General features: G+C 49.0%; 16 protein-coding genes. 5 read left to right on the top strand and 11 right to left on the bottom strand.

Annotated elements, in window-relative coordinates; translation table 11 throughout:
- Positions 1 to 141: 141 nt before the first annotated feature.
- On the bottom strand, positions 142 to 2118 hold the full coding sequence (locus BZG82_RS08230; RefSeq protein WP_077765571.1) for a replication initiator protein RctB domain-containing protein: 1977 nt from the start codon (positions 2116 to 2118) through the stop codon (positions 142 to 144).
- 1341 nt (positions 2119 to 3459) lie between these two features.
- On the opposite strand from BZG82_RS08230, the gene BZG82_RS08225 reads away from it, so the two are divergent.
- From BZG82_RS08225 to BZG82_RS08210, 4 genes are all read left to right on the top strand, one after another.
- On the top strand, positions 3460 to 4668 hold the full coding sequence (locus BZG82_RS08225) for a ParA family protein (RefSeq protein ID WP_069586764.1): 1209 nt from the start codon (positions 3460 to 3462) through the stop codon (positions 4666 to 4668).
- 9 nt (positions 4669 to 4677) lie between these two features.
- The gene (locus BZG82_RS08220; protein WP_077674460.1) at positions 4678 to 5652 is read left to right on the top strand and encodes a ParB/RepB/Spo0J family partition protein; all 975 of its coding nucleotides are present in this window, start codon (positions 4678 to 4680) and stop codon (positions 5650 to 5652) included.
- Between the two features lie 98 nt (positions 5653 to 5750).
- The gene (locus BZG82_RS08215) at positions 5751 to 7775 is read left to right on the top strand and encodes a tRNA(Met) cytidine acetyltransferase TmcA (protein ID WP_077765570.1); all 2025 of its coding nucleotides are present in this window, start codon (positions 5751 to 5753) and stop codon (positions 7773 to 7775) included.
- A gap of 422 nt (positions 7776 to 8197) precedes the next feature.
- Positions 8198 to 9859: a DUF342 domain-containing protein gene (locus tag BZG82_RS08210; RefSeq protein ID WP_077765569.1), complete on the top strand. Its 1662-nt coding sequence runs from the start codon at positions 8198 to 8200 to the stop codon at positions 9857 to 9859.
- A gap of 24 nt (positions 9860 to 9883) precedes the next feature.
- On the opposite strand, the gene BZG82_RS08205 is transcribed toward BZG82_RS08210, so the two are convergent.
- The 8 genes from BZG82_RS08205 to BZG82_RS08170 form a co-directional block, all read right to left on the bottom strand.
- A complete protein-coding gene (locus BZG82_RS08205) occupies positions 9884 to 12001 on the bottom strand; it encodes a type I secretion system permease/ATPase (RefSeq protein ID WP_077765568.1) in 2118 nt (705 codons plus the stop codon).
- The gene (locus tag BZG82_RS08200; RefSeq protein ID WP_077765567.1) at positions 11994 to 13928 is read right to left on the bottom strand and encodes a bifunctional diguanylate cyclase/phosphodiesterase; all 1935 of its coding nucleotides are present in this window, start codon (positions 13926 to 13928) and stop codon (positions 11994 to 11996) included. Before BZG82_RS08200 ends, BZG82_RS08205 begins: the two co-directional genes overlap by 8 nt.
- A 6-nt stretch (positions 13929 to 13934) precedes the next feature.
- Positions 13935 to 14600, bottom strand: a complete 666-nt coding sequence (locus BZG82_RS08195) for a transglutaminase-like cysteine peptidase (RefSeq protein ID WP_077765566.1) — start codon at positions 14598 to 14600, stop codon at positions 13935 to 13937.
- A 19-nt stretch (positions 14601 to 14619) separates the two neighbouring features.
- Positions 14620 to 15228, bottom strand: a complete 609-nt coding sequence (locus BZG82_RS08190; RefSeq protein WP_158075987.1) for an OmpA family protein — start codon at positions 15226 to 15228, stop codon at positions 14620 to 14622.
- The gene (locus BZG82_RS08185) at positions 15225 to 16529 is read right to left on the bottom strand and encodes a TolC family outer membrane protein (protein ID WP_077765581.1); all 1305 of its coding nucleotides are present in this window, start codon (positions 16527 to 16529) and stop codon (positions 15225 to 15227) included. Before BZG82_RS08185 ends, BZG82_RS08190 begins: the two co-directional genes overlap by 4 nt.
- Positions 16530 to 16563: 34 nt before the next feature.
- Positions 16564 to 17964 carry an HlyD family type I secretion periplasmic adaptor subunit gene (locus BZG82_RS08180; RefSeq protein WP_077765564.1) on the bottom strand — a complete coding sequence of 467 codons (1401 nt, stop codon included), beginning with the start codon at positions 17962 to 17964 and terminating at the stop codon, positions 16564 to 16566.
- 121 nt (positions 17965 to 18085) lie between these two features.
- The gene (locus tag BZG82_RS08175; protein WP_077765563.1) at positions 18086 to 19417 is read right to left on the bottom strand and encodes a sigma-54-dependent transcriptional regulator; all 1332 of its coding nucleotides are present in this window, start codon (positions 19415 to 19417) and stop codon (positions 18086 to 18088) included.
- Positions 19417 to 21222: a sensor histidine kinase gene (locus tag BZG82_RS08170; protein ID WP_077765562.1), complete on the bottom strand. Its 1806-nt coding sequence runs from the start codon at positions 21220 to 21222 to the stop codon at positions 19417 to 19419. The genes BZG82_RS08175 and BZG82_RS08170 overlap by 1 nt, the downstream gene beginning before the upstream one ends.
- Before the next feature lie 115 nt (positions 21223 to 21337).
- Between BZG82_RS08170 and pdxH the strand changes: the two genes are divergently transcribed.
- On the top strand, positions 21338 to 21976 hold the full coding sequence (pdxH, locus tag BZG82_RS08165; RefSeq protein ID WP_077479657.1) for a pyridoxamine 5'-phosphate oxidase: 639 nt from the start codon (positions 21338 to 21340) through the stop codon (positions 21974 to 21976).
- Positions 21977 to 22047: 71 nt separating this feature from the next.
- On the opposite strand, the gene BZG82_RS08160 is transcribed toward pdxH, so the two are convergent.
- Together BZG82_RS08160 and BZG82_RS08155 are read right to left on the bottom strand one after the other, a co-directional pair.
- Positions 22048 to 22758: a helix-turn-helix transcriptional regulator gene (locus BZG82_RS08160; RefSeq protein ID WP_077479656.1), complete on the bottom strand. Its 711-nt coding sequence runs from the start codon at positions 22756 to 22758 to the stop codon at positions 22048 to 22050.
- A gap of 574 nt (positions 22759 to 23332) precedes the next feature.
- Positions 23333 to 25177: an SUMF1/EgtB/PvdO family nonheme iron enzyme gene (locus BZG82_RS08155; protein WP_077479655.1), complete on the bottom strand. Its 1845-nt coding sequence runs from the start codon at positions 25175 to 25177 to the stop codon at positions 23333 to 23335.
- Positions 25178 to 25352: the final 175 nt, after the last annotated feature.

The raw sequence follows: 25352 nt of genomic DNA, 5'->3' as shown, positions 1-25352 counted from the left end.
GAGAAGTGCCAAAGGATGTCGACGAGGACATCAAATAGGACAAAGGTATCTATCGAGATTGAGTATATCGTCCTTACTTTGGCAATTGTCAGCGCTTGGTTAACTTACTGCTAATCCTTATTGACATGATAAACGGTAAGGTCAACGCCCTGAGGCGATCTCATCAAGCACGCTTAATACTTGCCCATCTAAATGGCCTTCATACACGCGCTGACAGACTTTACGACGTACGGCTAAGCCAGAGATCAGTCGCTCGATGGAAAGATGACGCTCTTGCTGCTGTTGGTTATAAAACTCAATGGTACGGCTTAGCGTCTCGTACGGCACCACATTATCACCTACCATCAGCCAATCCAGCTTTTCTAAATAGCCTTGGCATTCTTCCGTGATCACAGACGCTGGATGCCCCGTCATTGCGGATAACGCCGTGATACTGCGTTGTAGGGCTTCTTCCGAGGTATATTTCGACAACACGATCGTAAGCTCATCCGCGTTCACTTCAACCAAATGCTTGCGTAACTTTACACGCCGCCCTAACCGACCGCTGGACTTTTCTTTGCGCTGAATGGGTTCAAACTCCCCATCAATGATCCCGGAAAGCTGATCAAGGTCTTGTTTGGGTAAAATCTCATTACGCAGCGGGTTCGGCATGGTCGGCGCTAGCGATCGTTTACCTTCGTTATACATCTTGGCCCGTGAATAGCGGATCACTTCATCCACATTGCACTTAATATCCATCCGGTAGTCAGGATACTTTTTATCATCCTCGCGAGTAAGGGTCAGATGATACCCCCACAGATTCACCGCAAACACATCATCCGTCACCTTCCCATCAGCCAGCTTTTTAAGCTCTCGAATGAGATCGCTCGAAAAACGGCGCCATTCGATGTTTCTCGCCATTTTCTGGTTTAGCTCGCTCAGCAACAAGGAATCTTCTAAACGACGCGACAGACGGCTTCTGAAGAGCGAATACAGCTGGAAGACCAAGGTATGCTGACGCAAGATCTCGGGGGGGAACAAGAAGAAATAGTCTCTTGTCATCAACTCTTCGAAGAACGACGGTTCCCACACCAAAATATATAGGTTCGGTTTGATTTTTACTTCACCATCCTCCCCTTCTTTTGGAGCTTCTTCTGACGCTGTGATGGTGCGAGCCAAGAACCGAAATCGGTCACTTTTAAACCCTTCCGGCATGTTTTCGCTCAACCAACGTCCCGTCAGCTCGTGCAACTGAAAGTCGGTGAATTCAATCCGATCGATACTTTCACGGATAGCATCTCGCGCTGGACCACTGTCTTTCTTACCACGCAGCTGCAGGATGTCCGTAATATAAATTGGCGTCTTATTGCCAATGGTTTGGGTCTGCAGTTCATAACTGGGCAGATGATGATCATGGTATTGCACTGTCAGTGTAAATAGCGCGAACAAGGTCATCAGATCGTCCACCGTCATGATAGACTTCGCTGAGCGTGTCTCGATGATCGCTTTGGTGCCACTGATCGCCACCATCGACTTTTGGTAACTTTTTTTCGTTCGCGGCGGTGCCAATGCTTGGTCAATGATCCCAGCCCAACTGGTCGGCGATACCAAGATCTGATCTTTCTCATCCGGCATGGTGGGAGGCGTGCCTAGCCCATGCTCACTGAGCAGTTGGCGATTCACTTGATTTTGTGCCAATGCTTTCGAGCGTTTTTGTTTGACCACATCACGGCTTTTCTCTGTCATTAATCCCGCACTGCCAAGGGTTGAGATTAAACGACTAGGATTGACGAAGCGGTGAAGCATGGTTTTGCCTGCTAAGCCTTCCTCGAACCGCACCGGTTGTTGGACGAATAACCCTAGGCTGACAGCCGCTCGCAGTCGTTGCTGAATCGCGGCACGGGTGAGTTGGCCTTCAGTGGCATCGACCAATTCTGTGGTTGATACATAGCCATCTCGGGAGGAAAAACCACGGACTGAAATCAGGTTCAGTAACTCAAGAATACTTTTGGTTACCCCTTTAAAATGCTCATATTGAGCAAGCCAGTCAACAAGTTGAGCGTGCACTTCAAAAAGATGCCCGTCTTTGTGCGATCGTGGGGCTTTAATCAGTATTTTTTCTGGTTTGGTGCTGCTCATGTGCAGTTCGTTCCTTTCCCGATAGCTTGCTCATTGAAGAGCGAGAATAGTCAAATAAGCAAAGACCGTAAATTGACCATACTTCCAGGTAAATCCTAATAAAAAAAAATCATAAAAGAAAGATCTTTTTTATTGGCGCTTTTAACTGATCTTTATGATTTAACTGATCTAATTTGATGATCTGATCTACTGATCCATGAGGCGGTTTTTCTTTAAGTGTTTGTTTATTAGAGTTTTATTTTTTGACACCCTCGAAAGCATGATCAACACAAGGTCGGAGGCATGATCAACATACGTCTCCAACGATGATCATGTAATGGCCGTATCAATGATCATCAATGGCGCGAAGCGATGATCATCAATCGATTGAAACTATGATCATGGCCCACACACACTTTATCCACAGGCAAGTATTACCTTGTGTGATTATCCTAGCCAAAATACGTGGGATAGCGGCTGTTTATGGTATGGAACTATGATCAAGCTAGCGTCATTTCCAGCTTTTACGGTCAATATTGGTGAGATTGTCACCAGACGAGGAGGGATAGGGAGCGTTTGGCCTTAAAATTGAAATGACATTCACAGTAGATTAGCGAGGCTGAGATATGTGTCCGACTTGCGGAACAATGATCATGATGGCGATCGTGCTGTTGGATCGTAGACGTAGCGATGACTGTGAGCCTACTGTAGCCGCGGAATGGTGATACGATCCTTTGCGATCCCTTGCTGTATCTGACATTCACCGTATTTTAGCCATCTAGCTTCATCGTTCCGGTTAGAATAGGGAAGAGTCCGTTTGTTGTGGTTCACTTGATCATTTTTCCGTGTTCAGCGGTGTTGTTGAGCGTCCATTTGCCGACAAATTCAACGGATATGTCACTTGATCATCGTTCCTTAACAGGGACACTGATAGCGCAAGCATGATCAAGGTTACTACGCTTTACATCGCATCTACCTTGATCATGTTTTCGGGAAAAATGATCAAAAGCCATGTTAAAGGCTATTGGGGGCATCAAACGAAGTAGAAAAGTGAATCGTGCAGTTTCGTCAGACAGACAATTAAGATTGAAATGACACTATCCGTAATTTGTCCATCATGAAATAAGCTTCCGTGAAATGTTTCCGTTTACATTGTAAATAAGTGACAGTGTGACATTTTAAATATTTGGCGCTTTTCCTACACGAGTAGGCTGATTCTGGCGGCCAAAACTGCCCTTATATTCGCTGGAATAACAATTGTGAGCAGGATCTTTATTTGATTGCTATCTGTTCAGCTTTTTATTGTATTTACTTCTTAGTGCTGTACAATCGCCAATTATTCCTCATGATGGCGAAAAGAAGATGGATAGGGAAAAGACGATTGAAAACCTTCGCAATATCGCTGCGCAGACGAAACAAGTTCAGTCTGATCGCGTCGAAATTGTGATGGAAGAGCGACATGATCAGTTGTTTCCACCAATGTCAAAAGCGTTGATGGAAACCCGATCTGGCTTAACCCGTCGTAAGCTAGATGAAGCAATTTCTCGTATGGAGCAGCAAGGGCATCAGTTCACCAAGAACAATGCAAACCACTACTCGATTACCTTAGATGAAGCTCATAAAATCATGGACGCGGCCAATGTCCCTTCTTTTCATGAGCGTAAGGGAAAAGCCCATAAGCCGTGGGTGATTAACATCCAGAACCAGAAAGGCGGAACGGGTAAATCAATGAGTGCGGTGCACCTCGCGGCCTGTATGGCATTAAACTTGGAAAAGCGCTATCGCATTTGTTTAATTGACCTAGATCCCCAAGGGTCGTTGCGTCTGTTCCTTAATCCACAAATCAGCCTGACGGAACAGGAAGGGATTTATTCGGCGGTCGATGTCATGCTGGATAATACCCCCCAAGCGGCAGATAAAGACTTTATGATGCGTAATGTCTTGCTGCCGACGCAATATCCAAACTTAAAAACCATGGCTGCGTTTCCTGAAGATGCCATGTTCAACGCAGAAGCTTGGCAAGCATTGGCAAGTAGTCAGTCGCTCGATGTCGTCGAATTGCTCAAAGAGAAGGTTATTGACCCTATCAGTGATGAGTTCGACGTGATCATGATTGATACGGGTCCGCACATCGATCCCCTCGTTTGGAATGCGATGTATGCGTCGAATGCGTTGGTGATCCCGTGTGCCGCCAAGCGTTTAGATTGGGCATCAACGGTAAACTTTTTCCAGCACTTACCTCAAGTGTATGAAATGTTCCCTGAAGATTGGCATGGTCTCGAGTTTGTGCGCTTGATGCCAACTATGTTTGAAGATGACAATAAAAAGCAAATTTCAGTGTTGACTGAAATGAACTACCTTTTGGGTGACCAAGTGATGATGGCGACGATTCCACGAAGCCGCGCGTTTGAGACCTGTGCAGATACGTATAGCACTGTTTTTGATTTGACCTCGCAAGACTTTGAGGGAGGTAAGAAGACGCTATCAACTGCGCAAGAAGCGGTGCACCGTGTTGGGCTTGAGCTTGAGCGTGTGCTACATAGTCACTGGGCATTGCTCAATCAGGAGTGATAAAGAAGAATGGCGATTAAAACTTCCGATTTGAATGCACGTTTGTTTGCTAAGGCCGATAAGCGACGCGCAACCACCACGCAAGAAGCGCAAAAAGCGGCTAGCGAAAAAGCAGCGGTGATTGAGCTGGCCGTGGCCGGCGAACATACTGTTGAATTTGAGTTAATTAAAGTACCGGCGGCAGATATCGCCGAGAAAACCACGGTATTTGATAAAAACGCCCGAGAGCAGTCGTTTCTTAATGAGCTCGCGCTATCAGATATTCTCACCACGCTCAAAGACCGCGGTCAGCAATACCCCGCGGTGGGACGTTGGTTAGATGATGGACGCATTGAGGTATTGGACGGTAGCCGCCGTCGCATGTCGTGCTTGATTGCAGAGCAAGACTTCCTCGTTTATGTCGCGAAAGGTATCAGTACGCGTCATGCAAAATTTCTCTCCGATGTTGCCAATGCGCATAAGCCTCTGTCGCTCTACGAACGAGGTAAAGAGATGCAAGCTATGTTGGATAGTGGCGAAGTGGCTGATCAAAAAGCGCTGGCAACCGTCTGTCAGTGCAGTGAAGCATTGGTCAGTGGTGCGTTGAAAGCCGCTGCCCTACCCTTACCATTACTGCAAGCCTATCCGAGTGTCGCCGAACTTGGCCGTCCGACCATAGTGAAGTTACATCGCTTGTTCTTTGGCTTAGACAACAGTCAACAGCAGGCACTATTGGATAAACTGGGAAATACCCCGTTGTGGCAACAAGTGGATGCGCAGGGCGTGACGCGTATTACCCGAGAAGTAACCTTGCATATTGAGCAATTCAAGGATGAGTTAGTTGCGCCAAAAGCGAAGCAAAAAGAGCAATCAACGACCTTAGTGGAAGGCCGTGCGGCGTATCGACGCAAAGGCAGTAGTTTAAGCATCAACCTTAAAAAGATTGATGATCAGCAAGCCGAACGTATTCTTGCATTGATTAAAGAGCAGCTCGATAACGCATAAGCCTGGACCTCACGATTGAATATCGGCACGCATTGCGTGCCGTTTTTTTTGCTTTCAGTTATGATCAGCCTATTGTTTGCTACTCGATTAGGCACTTCATGTCGGCCACTTCTCTGTTGTCCCAGTTTTTCTCTCAACTCATTGAAACAGCCCAAGCCCGCTCGCATCGTCAACTGGTGGTCTCAGAGCGGTCGGTGGCTGAGATTCTCTTAGCGTTAGGAGAAGCGTCAGTGCGTCGCGTAGGAAGTCAGGATCTCCCAGATGCCATCAGCTGGCGGCAAACCAAACAATGGTTGGGGCAAGAGTGTGGCCACCTGTTGGTAGACGTTGATGATAAATTTAATAGCGAGGCTTTCTGTGCCATCAGTGGTTGCTGTCGAGCCGGCTCACTGATCATCTTGCAGGTGGCTGACGATGTGGCGACGTTACCGTTATCGGTCAGAAGAATGCTTCGGCTTTTGCAAAATACGGACAGTGTGGCTTGGATTTCACATCAAGGCTGGCGGGCGCCCACCCTTCCGTCTTTATCCGACGTATCTCATCTCGTTTCACAACAGGATGCAATTAACGGATTAAAAAAGGTAGTGACTGGGCATCGTCGTCGCCCCTTATTGCTGACCGCGGATCGCGGGCGTGGCAAATCCGCGGCGATGGGAATGGCGGCAGCGCAGTTAGCCTTACAAGCGCCAAGACAGATTGTGGTGACATCGCCAACCCCCGCTAATGCCACTACCTTGTTTGCCCATGCCAAACAGCAGCTGGGTACAACGGATGTGAATGGGCTCGATGTTGGTGTTGAAGGTAGTCGTATTCGCTTTGTCGCGCCAGATGCGTTGCTGCGAGAATGCCCCGACGCCGATCTTCTTCTCGTTGATGAGGCGGCAGCTATTCCACTGCCAATGCTTAGTCAGATCCTTCGTCAGTATAGCCGTGTCGCCATCGCCAGTACCGAGCATGGTTATGAAGGAACGGGTCGCGCCTTTACGCTTAGATTACGCGCGCTCCTCGATGAAGAACAGCCACAGTGGCGCTCTCTCACCCTAACCGAACCCATGCGTTGGGCCGAAGGCGATCCGGTAGAGACCTGTCTGAATCAGCTTTTCCTACTCAATGTAGCTCACGATGTGATACCACCAAAGGTAGAACCGTGTGCGGATAGCGCTGTGCAGTTTAAAACGCTCAGCGCTGAACATTTATTCCATCATGAACAAGAGTTGGTCACGCTATTTTCTTTGTTGATGACGGCCCATTATCAAACATCGCCCAATGATTTAGCCTTGTTGCTTGATGATGATAGTTTGCATATCGTCGTTGCCAAGCAAGGTGAACATACGATTGGCGTTGTGGTGGTGGCGGAAGAAGGAGGCTTTTCAACTCCGTTAAGTGAGGCAGTGATTGCAGGCACTCGCCGTATTCGCGGGCACTTACTGGCACAATCATTGGCGACTCACCTTGGAGACAAGAAGGTATTAGAGAACAAGCTATGGCGTATTCAGCGCATTGCGGTCGCTCCTGAATGGCGTCGGCACGGTGTAGCAAGTGGACTACTGACGCATCTTCAACAGCAAGCCGCGAAAGAAAATATAACCTGTATAGGCACCAGTTTTGGGGCGACAAAGGCCCTTATTCACTTTTGGCAGAAGCAGGGTTTTGAACCGGTCAAACTTGGCATGAAGCGCGACCAGGCTAGCGGATGTTACTCATTGCAGTTAATTAGGCCGGTAAAGACGATGACATGGATGAAAGAAGCCGTGACGCTTTTTCAGCAAAGCTTGCCCCTTTTATTGATGAGCGCACACCAGAATTTGGAGCCGAATATTGCGGCGACACTAGTCGCATTCATGCCCGCTCGTCCGCTAACCAACGCGGAGGCTCGTCAAGTGCAGGGGTATGCGGCCGGCGGTGTTGCCACTGAAGCGGCGATTGGGAGTTTGCACGCCTGGACTCGGTGGACATTTCAGTCAACGTCGCCTGTCGAGTGGGATTGGCGCGAGGCGCTATTAACCAGTAAAGTCCTACAAGGCCTTTCTTGGCAAACTGTCTGTGCTCGGTTTAATCTGTCAGGTAAGAAGGCGGCAGAGAAAGCCCTGCGTGATTACGTGGCTTTTCGATTGGATAATTAGCCCCTATTTACAGTGTAAATTTGACTTCATACCGCTGCCCCTATTTACACTGTAAATCATTGCCAAATCGCTACTCCTAGGCTTATTTTTATGGTGACAGAGATTTCTTCGCGCTAAATGGCACCCATTCTGACCGGAATGAGTGATATGCAATAAGGCGTATGCACCTCACCGCATCCTCACACTTTTTTATGATAAACGCTTACTACCTCACGCTTTTAGACGTGACCCCACTTCCATGTGTGCCAAAAGCCCTATAATTTATTATTAATGAGACAATTGCGCGCGGCTGCGTTTAATGTCAGCTAGTTTATAAGAAGCTACCTGAAAGATGTCGCCTCGATGAAGGTTTAAACCAATGACGAGGATTGTTTCGCGTTGACGATATCGTTTCCAAAAGGACTTAATAGGCAGGGACCAAGATGCTAGACGAAATCCTACGTATATCGCAGGATGGACAACGAGTATATCTATCAATAGGCGGGCGTCATCCAGATGATGAGCCGATTGATAAACATCAAATCAAAGACTGGTTGGTTGCCAACCAGGTCGGTAGTTTCTTTTGCTTTGACGATACGATTCAATCAGCGCTCGCAAAACTCAATGACAGCACAGAGCACGATGAGTCTGAAGAAATCATTATCGCAGAAAGTCGTGATGCGACAGTCGAAGCACGTATTGCTGACGATAAAATGACAGCCTATCTGGTCGTGAATGGTGCCTGTGGGGGGAACGGTCTTAAAGCAAATGACATACTTTCCACGTTGCGTGAAGCCAACATTGTGCGTGGTATTAAAAAACCTACCTTACAAAAACTCCTCTCAGCTTCCGGCCGCTTAAAGCCGGGTGAATATCTAGATGTCCCGGTTGCGTTTGGTCGTCAGCCAGTGCCCGGTGAAGATGCCCATATCGTTTATTTAATTGAAGATCCCGCCGATCGCGTTCGTCGACCAAGAGAGCGTGATGACGGGCGAGTCGACATGCGTGATCTCGGTGAGATGGTGATGGTGAAAAATGGTCAGCCGCTCGCCAAGCTGGTGCCTGAAACCGCCGGTTACGAAGGCTTCACCGTGACGGGGTCAGTATTACCGACCACTCCGGGCAAACCCATGACGCTTAATGCGCATGATGGTAGTGAATTTAGTAATAAAGACCCTAATATCTTGGTGGCAACCATGGCAGGTATCCCGCGTTTATTGGATGACGGTGTTGCGGTGGATGATGCCTTGAGTTTGGACGCGGTCGATGTGGGGACAGGGCACGTTAATTTTGAAGGGAGTGTGGTGATTAAAGGCGACGTCGAAGTTGGAATGAAAGTAACCGCAACCGGCACGGTTACCGTCGGTGGTGTGGTTGAGTCATGCACCATTACGGCAGGCGGAGACATTATCGTACAAAATGGCATTATCGGCCGCCAAGTCGCCTCTGACTCAGAAATCAATTGTACTCTCGTGGCTGAAGGCAACATCGTTGCTAAGTTTGCGCAGTATGCCACCTTGTGTGCCAACCATAATCTCGAACTCACGCTGCATGCGATGCACTGCCAAACCCATGTGGGGAAATCTCTGATAATTGCCGATGCCACCAAACGAAAAGGGACACTTGCAGGGGGTAAACACGAAGTGGGTGAAAAAGTTGAGGCGGTGATCATCGGGGCGAGTGCAGGGGCACACACATATATTCATTGCTTCTCACGCTTGGCGTTATTGAAACGTGAAGTGGTCGATCTCAATAAACAATGGGAAGAGAAAAAAGCGCAACTTAACCGCATCAAAGCCGCAGAAGCCAAGCTTGAAGCCTTACCGGCTCACAAGCGTGATGCGGCGATGGTAGAGCGTATTACTACCACGCGCGATCATCTTTTTGAAGAAATAGACAGCATTGAGTATGAGATTGAAGTAACGGATGCACAAATTGCGGCGGGCTACCGAGAGGCAACAATTGTCGCGACCAAGTCTCTTCTGAGTCGCGTGCATTGCACTATTGGGGAAGAAAAGCATTCTGTCGACTCTGAGCACGGTCCTTCTATTTTGATGTATGAGAATACAAAAATTCAGCTTAAACCTTATCAAGCGAAAGCTTAATCGCGAGTTTACACTGTAAACTGGTTAACTCACCTTCCTTATTTTCCCTTCTTTTAATGCTTGTAAAACGGCCTTCTTGGGCCCATCAGCAACCACGCATCCTTGTTCCATCACAATGATGCGATCAACCACATCGAGCATACCGGTTTTATGGGTGTTCAGGATCAGTGTCTCCTCTCGGCGAAGATCTTTGAGCTGGGTCTTAATGAACTGCTCGGTGCGGTTATCCATCTGACTGGTGGGTTCATCCAAAATAATCACGGGTGGTCGGCCTAACAGCGCGCGTGCGAGCGCGACAGCTTGTCGCTGCCCCCCTGACAACAATGCTCCACCTTCACCCACTTGACGCTCTAAACCGGCTGAATCGTATTGGGTGAATGCGAGGACTCCCGCTCGTGTCGCTGCATCCATAATATCGATATCGTCGGCAAGTGACTGCCCAAGAGTAATATTGTCACGAATCGAACCAAAAAAGAGGGTTGGTTCTTGAGGCACAAAACCGACGTTACGACGTACATCAATGTAATGGAGCTGGGAAATGTCGGTATCGTCAAAAGCAACTGATCCTGACGTTGGTTGATAGAGCCCCACCAACAAGCGTGCGATGGTTGTTTTCCCAGAGCCCACTCGGCCGATGATTGCGACTTTTTCTCCAGGGTAAATGGTAAACGAGACGCGACGCAGTGCTTGAGAGGTGGCGTTGGGGTAGTGGAAGTCAACGTTATCAAGCTCGACTTTACCACGCATCATCGGACGATGAATGTAGCGTTTTCCCTCCACTTGCTCTGTGGGAAGGGCCATGAGCTGTTCGATAATATCTAGTGCGGATTTAGCTTGGTGATAGCGCGTTGACAATAAAGACAGCTGAACCAAGGGGCCGACTGCGCGAGAGCTTAGCATGCTGGCTGCTATCAGTCCGCCCATGGTCAAGGCGCCTTCCGCGATTTGATAGACACCAAACACTATCATACTGACTACGACAAACTGTTGGACAAAGCTTGCAGAGTTGTGGACGGAATCGGTCAAGCGCCGAGTTTTGATGCTCCAATTCGCCATGTGTGCCACGGCCTCTTCCCAGCGATATTGGAATTGGCTTTCAGCACCAAAAATTTTAATCGTTTCTAGACCGACGAGGCTTTCAATCAGGTTGGCATTCTTTTGGGAAGATAAACGTGTGCCTTCTTCAATTGTGCGCCGTAGCGGTTTTTGAATCAGCATGGCGTGGATAATAAGCAAGGAGACCGCAATCAAGGGCACAATCACCAGAGGACCAGCCACCAGCCAGATGACGAAGAGAAAAATCAACGCAAAGGGGAGGTCAATGAGCGTTGAAATCGAGGCTGAGGTAAAGAATTCGCGGATAGACTCAAACTCTTGCATATGTCGCGCAAACGCACCTACGGACGGCGGCCGCGCTTCCATCTTGATCCCTATTACTTTGGCGTAGATACGTGAAGAGATCAGCAAGTCGGTTTTCTTACCCGAAATATCGATAAAGTAACTACGCAGTAGCTTGAGTAATAGGTCAAAAACGAAAATGACGAATATGCCACTCGCCAGCACCCAGAGGGAATCAAACGCAAGGTTTGGGACTATCTTGTCGTAAACCAGTCGTGAAAATAACGGTACGCTGATGGCAAATACGTTGATGAATAGAGAGGCAATCAGCACATCGCGATAGATGTGGCGAGACTGCCAAAGTGTGCCCCAAAACCAATGGCCTTCATCTTTTACTTGCGCTTTTGGAGAACGCTCATCATATCGAAATTGTTTTTTAAGTAAGAAAAGCCGTCCGACATAGGCGTCATTGAGATCAGTTAGCATCACCCATTGAGGGGTCATATCCGCGTGAGGTAGAACAATCTCTGCTTGGCCAGCCTCTAAATCTAATCCCAGTAAGACGCACGCATCGTTATCTTTCATCAACAAAATGGCAGGGCAAAGCAGAGGCGAGACATCTTTGATGGCCATGGTTTCTTCTTTGGCAACAATGCCAGCGCGCTCGGCGGCGCGCGGAAGGAGAAAGGGCGATAGATAACCATCGGAAATGGGTAAGCCCGACACCAATGCGTCTGGTGAATTCGCGTTACCGAAATAACGCGACACATAGATGAGAGATTGTAGCAGCGGATCTTTAACCATTGCTGTCCTTAGATTTCTCGAAGATATAGCCTTGGAAGCCGTTCACGAATAACTCAGAAAGGCGAGCAAGCTGTGCTTCAGTTTCGACCCGTGTTGCTATGGTAGTGATGTTGAGATTGTGGGCCGTTCGACACACTGACGCCAACACATGTCCCTGAGCATCGTCATCGATATTATTGGTATAGGCAAAATCGATTTTCACGTAATCGGGCTTGAAGCGTTGCAAGTAATCGAGTGACTGGAAGTTACGCCCGTAGTTATCCACCCCAAATTGGAAACCCGCTTGGCGAATCTGATCCGTGATCAGACTGGTGTGGTCGGCATGGCGTACAAAGGCCACTTCCGGGATTTCAAATAACAGACGACCGGCAAGTCCTCTGTTTTGGTACATGGCGCTGCCTAACCAACGAATAAAGGATGCATTGGTGATACTGCTTAGGGTTAAGTTAACCGCCAGTGGACCGGCACTCTTATCTTGAGAGAGGTTTTTCATAATGTGGGTGATCACATATTTATCTAAGGTCTCACCCAGCTGAAGTTGCTCTACTGCCCCCAAGAAGTGGCCGGCGCCGTAGTATTCGCCGTCTTTTTCAATCGCAGAGAAGACCTCTTGGTGGAGCAGTTTTGAGGTGCTGTCACTGACAGACTGAAACTTAAATACAAAGAGCTCTTTCGCCACCGCTTCATGAAGGAGTGCTTTCCATTGCTGTTTACCCATCGCCGCATCGCCCATCGACTGGTCAATCAGCACCACTGGATGATCGGGAGTATTCCGCGCTTGAGAAAGCGCATTATCGGCTTGCGAGAGCAAGATACTGGCGTCACGGTTCCCGCCGCCATTTACGGCTAAACCGACAGCCACTTTCGGGGGTGTGAGCCCCATAGGATCGGCTTGCATATCGACCACCATTGCTAGCACACTTTCACCGAGTAAACGCAGATCATCGGCATCGGTATTGGGCGCTAAGATCACAAACTCGTCCTTGCTCAAACGGGCCGCTGTCATGCTGTCATCGGTAATAATGGTAGTGGTGAGATTATTGGCAAAACGTTCCACCAAGTTATCACCCGCTTCGAACCCTTGTTTTTTGTACGCTTCACTGATCAGATCAACCTTAATCAGTGCCATCCCGCCAACGCCCGATTCGGTGAGCCAAGATTTAAGTTGGCCAACGTAAAAGCTACGGTTACCGAGCCCAGAAACAGGATCGCGGTAAGCGGTTTTACGTAATCGGTCGGCCTCTTTGGCTTGTTGCTCAAAATAGCTTTTCAGCTGTTCGGTCATGACATTGATGGCCCTAACCACGGTTTTTAATTCAATGGTTGGGGGAAGGGGAATAGGGTCGCCAAATCGGTTCTTAGCAATCTCGCCTGCTTTTTGGGTGATGCGAGCCAAGGGCTTGAGAGAGCGGCGCAATTGCCAGCCGATCACGACCGATGCGATCAGAAAAATGACCGCCATACTCGACCCCAATTGCACAAACGACTTCCACAATTGTTTGTAGGCATAGCCTGGATGGGCCACCACCTCCACTTCTGCCAATTGCATCCAGCCACTGGTAATGGTTTGCTTTTCCGTAATCACCGGAAAAATATCGAGGTCGATAAACCATTGCGGGACACCTTGAATTTGAACCGGATATTCGCGCACAATTTCGCTGTTGTCGGAAAGCAACGTGAGGTTAACCTCACGGTAAAAGCCACCGTCAAAAAACGCATTGATCACGGATTCGGCCGCCACCTTATCGTCTGATTCCAAGTAAGGGGCGAGGGCCAAGCCCATCGAGTTCACGGTATTGTTCACATCTGCGGTTTGCTGGTTGAGCAAAAAGTTGCGCGTGGTGTTGAGCTCGATACCGAACACCGACAACACCAAGAAGAAGAAAATGACCAGCATCCAGGTGAATATTTGGTTGAATAACGTCATAGGTCGTTACCTATCAAAAAGTTTAACGGGTTTTTGCATTTTTAACGTGTCGACGCGGTTACGTAAGTCATTCCATAGTCCGAGTCGTGAGGAGTTACCGGCCAGCTCCCCTTGGCCTCGCTCTTTCATCAGCCACAATCGGCTACCATTAAAGCTGTAGATAGGTAGCAAATCTCGCCGCAATGAAGCGCGTTTTATTTCTGGGTCGAGGTTATCGAGCAACACAGGTTCTGATGACGGTGTGGGATAGTAAGCGACAACCATATGGAACTGATCCAATCGAATCGCTTTGACATACACCAACCGTAGTTTCTTATCATCGACACCGAGTTCTCGCAGTGAGAAATACTTGGCGATACTAAAATCCTCACAATCGCCTGCGCTGGTGCCGAGAAACTCAAGGGGCGTCGCCCAATAGTCTTTTTTTCCCCATAGCTCGATATCATCAACAAAATACAATTGGTTAAAAAAATCATTTACCTGACGCAGCTTTTCTTGCTCCGACAGACTTTGTGTATTCGCGACCATATTGCGCCAGGCCAATACGCGTTTGCCCGCACGCTCACCGTAAAACGCGGAGACCTGCTGGATCCAACGCGATTCAGTGTTAGTCAAGCCGCCGACACTCATCGACAGCAAAATGGTCAATATGGCGACGCCCCATCGCTTCATAGATATAAGGCTCGCTGTACTACTGGGGCCGGCGAGTGAAGATTGTCCACGCTTTCTCTACATCTCCTTTAAAGTTCAACAGCTCTGCACTCACGCGCCGGTCTTGTGGCGCATTCGGATCGGTTTGCGTGGCAAGGGCTTCTCCCAATGCATCAATGTCAATGCGGTTTGGATCAATGCCGGCGCTGACGAGCTCGGCTCTGACCGAACGTGCACGCTCTCGCGATAAGCGTAAATTATACTCAGGCGAGCCAATGGCACTGGCATGGCCGGTTAAACGCACCGACACGCCGGGGTACTGAGTAAGAAAGTCTGCCATAGCCGTTATATCAGTGACATAGTCGGGGCTGACTTTTGCGGTATCATTGGCAAATAGCACCCGCAACGATGTGGCTGGCGTCTCTGACGCTTGAGCGGTGGTGTTGGGCTCCACATAACTGGGACACCCTTGATTATCGACTATGGCACCGATTGGCGTTTGCTCACAGCGATCACGCGCATTGATCACGCCATCCTTATCCGCATCGGCAACGTCGTGTTTTTGCAGGGCCACCGGCGGTGCCATAATGGCATAACCGCAGCCACTGAGGAGGCTGATACACACAGCGTAAAATAGGACGCGCATCATTTGTGGTCCTCCGCGTTGACTTGCCATTCGGCAGGGATCGTCACCCGCAACGCATTTAATAGATTACCGGTGTTATTTAATAGCCGGTATTGCGCTAAAAGATGATCAAAGTTCGCGTCAAGGTAAGCGCGACGCGCTTCAAACAACTCGTTTTCTGTGTTGAGCAAGTCCAATAAGGTGCGTCGGCCGATACGAAACTGTTTTTCATAGGCCAGCACTGTATCAGAGGCCGCATCCACTTGTTGTTGGAGAAACACTTTTTGTTGGGTGGTTAGCTGGTAGGCGCTCCATGCTAAGCGCGTACTTTCTTCCAATTGCCGATAGGCATTTTCAAAGGTGTCGCGTGCGCGATTCACCTCATACGCGCCTCTGCGAATAGTGGCCTGATCGCTCCCTCCATTAAAAAGGTTATAACGAAAACGCACCATTGCGCTAAATTCATCACTGGTATCGTTCACCCCACTTACTTGATCAGCCCAAGTTTGACTGACTTCCAAACTGACGTTAGGCAGATGATTGCCTTTAAATTGCTCGTATTGAGCGCGAGCCGCCTCAATGTCGTACCGTGCCAGTTTTAACAATGGGCTGCGGCTGACGGCTTGCTCTAACGCTGTATCAATGGAGGCCGGTAAGGCAAGGTTATCGACAACGGGTTCAATTGGCTCGTTAGCAGGCTCACCCACGACGCGGAAAAACGCAGTAAAGGCATCTTCGAGATTGGTTTGTGCCGAGAGTAAATTTGCGTTGGCACGCGCGACACGTGCCTCGACTTGGGATAAGTCAGCCGTTGACCCGATTCCAGACTCGGCGCGGCGACGAATATCAGAGAGAATTTGCTCATGCACAGCCATATTGGCCTCAGAGAGATCCAATACTTGCTCTGCCTTAAGCACATCCAGATAGACCTCGGCGACTTGCAGAGCTTTGTCTTCAGCATCCGAGAGCAGTTGAAAGCGCTGACTGTTGGTTTCATAACGTGTGCGCCTCACATTGTGTGAGGTTTGCCCATCCCATAACAACTGGCGAAGGCTTAGTGTGGCGTCCTTGCGATCAAAGTCGATATCACCTTGTGCACGGGTGGAGTCATTTTCGATACGCTCATAGCCAATGCCTGCGTCTAAATCGATATCGGGAAGGTAGTCGCCTTCACTGTTTTTCATTCGCTCATGCAAACTCATCAGCTCGTGAAACCCGCCACGCAATTCCGGATCGGTGGCGAGTGTGGTCACCACCGCCTGCTCTAATGATTGGCTGTGGGCGGTGGGGAGCAAACTAAGTGCCGCTATGATAGCCGCGCTCATACGTATCCAAACTGGCATCATTTTTCAGTCATCCCTATTCCCGTAATGCCGTGTTTTGTGCCCTAACAATAGGATTAATCAGATAATCAAGGACGCTTCGTTTCCCGGTAATGATGTCAACAGACGCGGTCATCCCGGGAATAATCGGCAGTGTTTCTGCGTCACCGATGTTGTTTTTCTCGGTGCGTACCTTGACCAAATAAAAACTGTTGCCTTCTTCGTCTTGAATGGTGTCTGCACTGATGGTTTCTAACTGACCGTTCAAACCACCATACACGGTAAAATCGTAGGCGCTAAACTTCACCACCGCTTCCAACCCAGGGCGCAAAAAGGCAATGTCTTGCGGCGCGATTTTGGCCTCAATGAGCAGGTTGTCTTCCGAAGGGACAATTTCAATAATGTCCATCCCCGGCTGAATCACGCCACCGACGGTGTTGACATGTAACTTCTTCACGGTGCCATCAACTGGGGAGGTCACCACGGTGCGTGCGACTCTATCTTGTAGACTCACTTTTCCCTCTGTCATCGAGGCGATTTGCTGTTCGACTTGGTTGAGGGTCTCTTGTTGTTCCGTTCTGAACGTTAATGCGACATCCAAACGTTGGAACACTGCCTCACGCATTGATGACACCACTGAGGGCAATGATAACTGTGCAGAGGATAGCTCACGTTGGGTATCGTTGAGTTGGCGCTGTAGTTTAATTAAGTCAATTTGAGGCACCACCCCTTCTTCGGCGAGAGGACGAGTAATGTTGAGTTCTTCTTGTGCGAATTCCAAGCTTTGCTCGAGGTTGTCGATGCGTGACTCAAGCTCGATCAGTTCTTGCTCTTTTTGGCGAATTTTTTGTGCCGTCACGTACAGCTGGTTTTGAATATTCGATAGCTGCTCTTGATAACTGGCTTGGGCTTGGTTCACCAGCCCCGGACGAGCTGCGGCCAAGTCGCTGGGGACTTGGAGCGATTGACGATTGAGAATGATGCTGTCACGCCACTCTTCCAGTGCAGCAGTGTCATTAATTTGTACTGACTCGAGCAATGCGCGAATGCGAATTTCATCGGCGCGTAAGCCATTGAGTTCTTGCTCTCGCTCTCGAAAATCCGACCGGAACAGGGTGTCGTCGATAAGGATTAAACGTTGGCCACGGGCGACTGTATCGCCTTCTTTTACCAACAGCTCTTTAACCAGCCCGCCTTCAAGGTTTTGCACCACTTGCAGTTGCGATGAAGGGATCACTTTTCCTTGCCCGACCGTCACTTTATCGAGTTGCGCTTGAGAGGCCCAAATGGCGGCTGCGATAAGAAACAAAGCGATTGTCCACAACAAGATACGCGCACTTTTTGGCGCGTTTAAGAGCAAAGCTGCTGTTTTATCATCGATGTAATCGAGATGTTCGTCTCTGGGCAATACTGCATGAGACTTATCGCGCCAAGCCATGTCTCTCCCCATGTAGGAAACCGCTCTTAAAAGTCTAGTCTATGCTGCTGATTTTTTGCTTTATTTGTCGGTTTTTGTGCAAAGCGATGTATTACTGCGCGATGGTGATACGAAAGTGCCACTAATAGTGGCTACGTTTAAAATTTTCTTTATCTAACTGATACTTGCGCATTTTATCGTAAAGGGTCTTTCTCGCGAGTCCCAATTCTTGTTGTACGTCTTTTAGTCGACCCCCATGTCGACGTAATGCGTCGCTGAGGATCTCAAACTCAAATTGACTGACACGGTCCGTCAGTGTGGGCAATTTAGACTCTGTGGTCGCGGAAGGCGCTGCGTTGTCTAGCCTATCTTCGCCAAGTAGGACCAATCGCTCGGCGTAAGCGCGAAGCTCTCGCACATTGCCCGGCCAGCTGTGTTCGCATAAACGTTGTTGTTGTGGCGAAGATAATGTTGGGGCTTCGATGCCATAGCGTGACGCAATAGTTCGCGTAAAATTCTGAAATAGCGGGATAATGTCATCACAGCGGTCACGCAATGGTGGCATCAACACTTGGCCAGTCAGGAAATGTTGACATAATGCGGGATCGAATTGCTCACGTTGTACCCTCTCGGCCAAATCAAATCGTGATGTGACAATCAGGCGAACCTGACTGGTTTGGGAATGTGCAGGATCATCACGCAGCTGAATATAGCGATATAACCGTTGCTGGAGAGGGATAGGCAGCGCCTCGATGCCGTCAATCAACAAACAGCCACCATTCGCAGCATGTAATTTCCCAGTTTTATTCGCCCAGTGAGGCAACTCGCCACCAAATAACGTTTGCTCCAGCAAATGGGTAGGCAATAAGCGGCATTTGAGGGTAATCAAGGGCGTGTTCTGCCATTTGCCATGGTCGTGAATAAAGCGAGCGGCCAGCTCTTTCCCGGTGCCTTTTTCTCCGACTAGTAATACATCATCGTCTGTTTGCTGGTAGTAGCCCAGCTGACGACGGGCGGATTTCACTTGCGGATGGTTGCCTAAAATGCGCGGGCCGGGGCCACTTTGCGCTGCAAGCTCCTTGCGAAGTTCGCGGTTTTCGAGCACCAGAGCACGTTTGTCATACGCACGTTTTAACACGTCCAACAGATGATCGGTTGAAAAAGGTTTTTCGATAAAATCGTACGCACCCAGCCGCATGGCTTCGACTGCGGTAGAAATATCACCGTGGCCGGTAAGCATGATCACTTGCATCTCACCATCGAGCGCTAATATCGCTTGCAATAGCTGCATACCGTCCATGACGGGCATATTAATATCGGCAATGATAACGCCCGAGAAGTTGGTGGTTAAGGCCGCTAATGCCTCTTGTGCGGTCGCAAACGCGTTGACATGCCAGTCATCAAGGTGCAGTGTCTGCGTAATGGCATCGCGGACCGCTGGCTCATCATCGACCACAATCACCGTCGGTTCCATTATTCACTCTCCTTAGTCGGAACGGGCAGACGAATTATCATGATGGTTCCGCCTGTTGGGTTGGTGTTTGCGATAAGTTGACCATGTAGGCTCTCGATGATCCGCTTAGAAATCGTCAGCCCAAGCCCGAGTCCTGTTTCTTTAGTAGTAAAAAAGGGTGTAAAAACCTGTGCCAGCGTATCACTATCCATGCCTTTACCATTGTCTATCACACGCAGTTCAAGGCTGCTTGCATCGTGTTGAGTGTCAACCCGAATGCAAGGGTCGGGAGTACTCGATACAGCGTCTATCGCATTGGTGAGCAAGTTGACTAACACTTGCTCGAGCAAGATGGCATCCGCGACAACATAAAGCGGGCTTGAGTGCGAGGGAAGCTGTACCGTGATACCTTGACGAAGCCAGCGGCTTTTGGTCAACGAAACAGCGGCATGAAGTAATGGCACCACATCGAGGGTACCTGTTCGGGTTTGTGATTTTTTTGCGAAGATCTTAAAGCGCGCCACAATGTCATGGATCATTTGAATCAATCCGAGCGTTTTCGCCAAATTATCTTCCACGTCTTGATAGCGTGCTTTGGCCATTAAGCGCTGACTGTTTTCTGTGTAGGTGCGCATGGCCGCAAGTGGTTGATTGATTTCATGGTTGATCCCCGCAGACATCTCTCCAAGGGTCGCCATTTTGGCCGCTTGTACCAATTCTGATTGTGTTTGCTTGAGTACTTGTTGCGTGCGCTCGTATTGATGAAGGGTGTCACGCAATTGCTGGTTGGACGCTTGTAACGATTGTGTACGGCGAGCGACTTTGCGTTCAAGGCTCTGGTTTAATCGTGCAAGCTGGCGCTGAGCAGCAAGACGCTGCCACCATGCTAAGACAATCACAGCGACCAAGAAATAAAACGTGATGAATAGTATAACCGCCTGAAAAACGTAAGGGTAAAGGGTGCTGATCGGGGTAAGTCCATAAAGCTGCCAGTCTGCTTGGCTGATGGTGTGTGTGGTCATCAGCATTGGCTGACGTGCAGAGACATCTAGCCCCAGAGAAATCACCGTGTTATCTGCTAGCTGACGAGGATGCTGAAACTGGCTCAGTGGGATAAGTGGGGTGTCGCCATAACGCCTCGAGCGTTGAATACTTTGCTTTTGAGGCGTGGGCAGCGTAGTGAGTGTTTGGTACACCCAGTCGGGATTAGAGCTGTAAAAAATAACCCCTTGCGGGTCGGTCAATAGGTAGTCAAAGGTTTGATATTTCCATACTTGTTCGATAATAGACAGGTCAACCTTGATGACGAGCACCCCCAGTAAATCCTGTTGATTTGAGTCTCGGACGGGATAGGAAAAATAGTAACCGCGCTTTCCTGAACGAGTGCCCAAGGCATAATAAGCGCCTTTTCCCCCTTTTATCGCTTGTTGGTAATAAGGCCTGTACGCATAGTTTTGACCCACAAAGGAGGCTTGGCTCTGCCAGTTACTTGCCGCGATCGTGGTGCCTTGTGTGTTCAACAAGTAGACGGTGTCGGCTTCAAGACGCGAAGCCCACCGAACTAATAAACGATTGATCTCTACGACTTGCTGTTTGGGCGCCGAATCAGCCAATAAGGTGATTAAGCGTGGATCGGAGGCGAGGACGGCGGGTAACTCACTGTATCGAGCCAGCTCGGCAGACAGCTTATCTTCGAGTTGTCGAACATCCTCGCGCATTTGCGCAATTAACTGAAACTTGGTTTCGTTGAAGGTGACAATGCCAACGATCACGGATAAGACCGTGCCGAGTAGGGTCGCTGATAACACAAATTGCGACTTTTTCACCGTCTTGCTCCTTGGTCATTGATCGGAGTCGGTTTAATACCGTACCCGAGAATATCCTTGTCTATCTGGCGCAACCTGCGCAAAATAACGAAAAATGAATGAATTGGAGAATGCAATGGATCTGTCTGACATTCGAAGAGAATATACGCGAGGCGGTCTACGCCGCAATGATTTGCCTGATAGCCCACTACAATTATTTGAACACTGGCTCAAACAGGCCATAGAAACTCAGGTTCCTGACCCTACCGCGATGACTATCGCGACAGTGGATGAAAACGGTCAGCCTTTCCAACGTATTGTGCTTTTAAAAGACTACAGTGACGATGGGTTCGTGTTTTACACCAATCTAGGCAGTCGTAAGGCCTTGCATTTAAAGAACAATAGCCAAATTAGCTTACATTTTCCTTGGCATTTTATTGAGCGCCAAGTGCATATTACCGGCGACGCTGAGCCATTGACTAAAAAAGAGGTGTTTAAATACTTTACCTCTCGTCCCAAGGAAAGCCAGATCGCTGCATGGGCGAGTAAGCAAAGCGAGCGTCTGACGGCACGCTCCGCCCTTGAAGGCAAATTTATGGAGCTAAAACAGCAATTCGCAAAAGGTGAAGTGCCAGTGCCCACATTCTGGGGGGGCTATCGTGTGAAACCGAAAAGCATTGAATTCTGGCAAGGCGGGGAGCATCGGCTGCATGATCGCTTTTTATACCAGCGCAACGATGACGATCAATGGGATGTTGAACGCCTTGCGCCCTAAGCCCTATCTCTTAGCCAATGTAAGCAATGAAAAGTGCTGCTTTGTGTAGCACTTTCCCTCTCCTCTGAACGTTAATCTCGCAATACCACCGACACTTGCTTGGTGAGCAACCGCTCTGGGATCACAGAGCCGAACCCCAACGCCAACGCCCGTTCAATTAAAGCTGCCTTGGACTCAACACTGAACTTTTCCCGCAGGTGTGCAAAGTGGTTTTCAATCGTTTTAACCGACACCCCTAGGGTTTGCGCAATTAATTGGGGCTTTTTGCCATACAGATGCAGAAAAAGTACTTCAGACTCTCGCGCGGTTAAATGAATGTCGGAAGGATGTGACGGTGCGTCGAGCGGATGATCATCTGGATGCGTTACTGCACGGCATATCCAGTGTCCGACTTCCAATATCGCCGTGTCACTCAACTCTTGACCACAAAATACGACGCCACAGATATTCCCCGCTTCATCGTACCAAGGCGTTTTGGTAAAAAGATGGGCGTACCATCGGCCGTTTGCGTAAGGGTGAATATCTAATACTCGTAGACGTTTGCCGGTTTCCATCACTTGTTTATCTTGCGCTTGAAATTGATCGGCACAGGCGATGGTTGGGCAGGGCATGTCGTGATCCGTTTTACCAATACTCTCTTGAGGGTGCTTGAGGCCCACGAGTCGGCAGTATTCACTATTTGCGTAAACAAACACGGAGTTTTTATCTTTGCATCCCCAGCACCCTGGCAGCTGTTCAAGCATTGAGAGAGAGGGAGGCAGCATGGAAACCGGTTGCATCATAAGGCCTACACGATCGAATGTTATTATTATTGGACGCCATTGTCCGTTTGAACATAAAAAAACAGGCAGGCTTATTTGAGCACAAAAAAATGCCGGCATAAAGCCGGCAAAGACAAGAGTCGCCCTTTCGGGCTGTATCCTGTACGACGTGTAGAAGAGGTTGTCTAAATAACCGAACGAGTCATGAGGGTTGTTGACCGCCCTAGTTATCGTTGACTGCACCTAACAGTGTTAGGATTTACGTAAAAGCATTTATCGGGACAAATACTGTTTACGCTTGCCACTATATCCAGAAGCCTAGACGTTGGGTAGGGGGGATTTGACCCATTGACACAAGATAAAGTGACTTTACTTAAAGATTGTGGTTAAGATCAATCTATGCTGCAAAGTGTAAGTAACTGATAAACGCTTTCTTAACCAGTGTATTGTTCTGCTGTTGATTCGGCTGGGTTATGGACAGTCGTGGTACGTCGGCAAGTCGTACCGTGCGGATGATGCTTACCGATAAAGTAAGCAGAAAAAAAGCCGCTTGAGAAAGCGGCTTTAAGGGACTTAGATACTATCGCTTGTCAGACTAGATTTTTCTGATCACGCGGAAACCAAGGTAATTAGCACTCATGTTTTCGCCGACGTCCAAGCGCTCTGATGCGCGAGCACGTTGCGGTGAAAAGTTCCAAGCACCACCACGGGCAATTGGCTCTTCACTGCTTACCCATTCCCAGACATTTCCGGCTGTGTCATAGACACCAAAGGGGTTGGGCGGGAAGCTTTTAACCGGAGAGGTTCGTGTGTTTGACCATACGGTACCGCTCCAGCCTGTGTTGGCGTTGCCGACACCAATTTCGTTGCCCCACCAGAAATCGCTGTTTGTGCCGCCACGGGCCGCCACTTCCCACTGCACATCGTTCGGCAGTGCGTAGTTATGGCCGGTTTGTTGGCTTAGCCATTTGGTATAAGCGTTGGCATCTTTCTTGTTCACACAAACAACGGGTGAATCTGCGGCTTGGTCAAAGCCTGGCTGACGCCAATCTGATTCCAAGCTTTGGCTGATTTCACCACTAACCAGCATATTACAACCATTACCTTGTTCTGCAGCGGTGACATAACCGGTCGCATTCACAAAGGCATCAAATTGCGCCACGGTGACAGGCGTAGAGCCAATCGCGAACGAGTGACGTACCGCAACGCTTTCTCGCGCGTCTGGGCCTACTTTGTATTCACCTGCCCCAATTACCACCATTTGCGGGGCTTCAAGGTTATTGGATACAGGGTCAGTAAACTTTTTTCCCGGGCTAGGTGGACGATTGGGTTGCTCTTCGAGCTTGGCCCATACGACCTGATCTTTACCCAGATAAACCTCGCGGCTATAAGGTATAAATCCGGGCTTGCTGACCGTCAGTTCATGGGTGCCAACAGGAAGCATCAGCTCAACAGGTGTGCTGCCATAAGACACGTCGTTAATTTTAACGCTGTCGTCATAACGGTTAGAGCGAACAGTGACATTGACCCAGCGTTTTGCTTGTTGCTTATGCTTGGCTTGCTGCTGTGCTTGTGTGGTTTCAACACAGTAGCGATCTTCCAAATCTAACAAGCGACAGGCAGCTGTTTTACCCGGACGACTGACCAGTTCCGCTTTAATGCGGGTGGTGTAGTCGGTGCCACCGGTAAACCCTGCATCAACCACTTCACTGTTGGTAACGTGAATGTTGAAAGCAACCTTATCGATGTTTTGCTTCACCGCCGCCGATTCGGTGACAAAGTCGGTGACTTGGCCACGGAATTCGCGAATGGCTTGTTGCATTGTCAAGGTCTTACCTTGATTGGCACAAGCGGCAAGCGTCATATTGGGCGCACAAGTCACACTGTGGACAACCTCAATGGTGTCTTTTTGCGTCAACTCTTTACGCAAGCGCTCAGCACGTGCTTCACGCATAGCCTCGTGCAGGTTTTCCAGCGTGGTGGCTAATAACGCCTGCTGGCGCTCTTGCTGCGCGAGCAACTTTTTCTGCTCGATAATCGCTGATTCGTTCGCAGCTTGTTCTTGTTGATGGTTATTAACCTTTTGCCAAGCTTGTTGGTACGCTTGCTGATAAGGACCGATGTCGGTACTTGGGTCAGCTATCAAGTCTTGAAACTTGGCGTCCAGCTGGGCTTTAGCCTCACTACGCTCGCGTTGAAGCTGACTTAGCTCGTCATCTAACGTGGCGCGTTTAACTAAAAGGTCATCAAGCTTCGCCTGCTGCAGGGCCAGCTCATCGTTTTGAGACTCCAGCACATCTTCTTTTGCGCGAAGTTTCTCAACCAACTCACTGACCGGATCGATGTTATCCGCGGAAGACGCGTTTTCAGCGAACGCCAACTCGGTTAGCAGTAGGGGAGGGAGCGCTAAACATAGCGCCTTTATGTATTTCGTTGTCATAGTTCCCTTGCTTACGCATGTGTCGCAATAATAATACCTATGTCCAAAAAGTAGACTATCACGGAAACCAGTGTTGCCACGCAAACCGTGTTAATTATTTGACGGCAGTCAGCATTCTGCGACGTGATCGGTGCAACTGTGTTCATTGTTTTTAATATCCACGCGAGATTACCTT

This window comes from Salinivibrio sp. PR5 (assembly GCF_001996085.1).
Taxonomy (GTDB): Bacteria; Pseudomonadota; Gammaproteobacteria; order Enterobacterales; family Vibrionaceae; genus Salinivibrio; species Salinivibrio proteolyticus.
The sequence above is the reverse complement of the archived record's forward strand: the minus strand, read 5'-3'. Positions and strand labels throughout refer to the sequence as shown.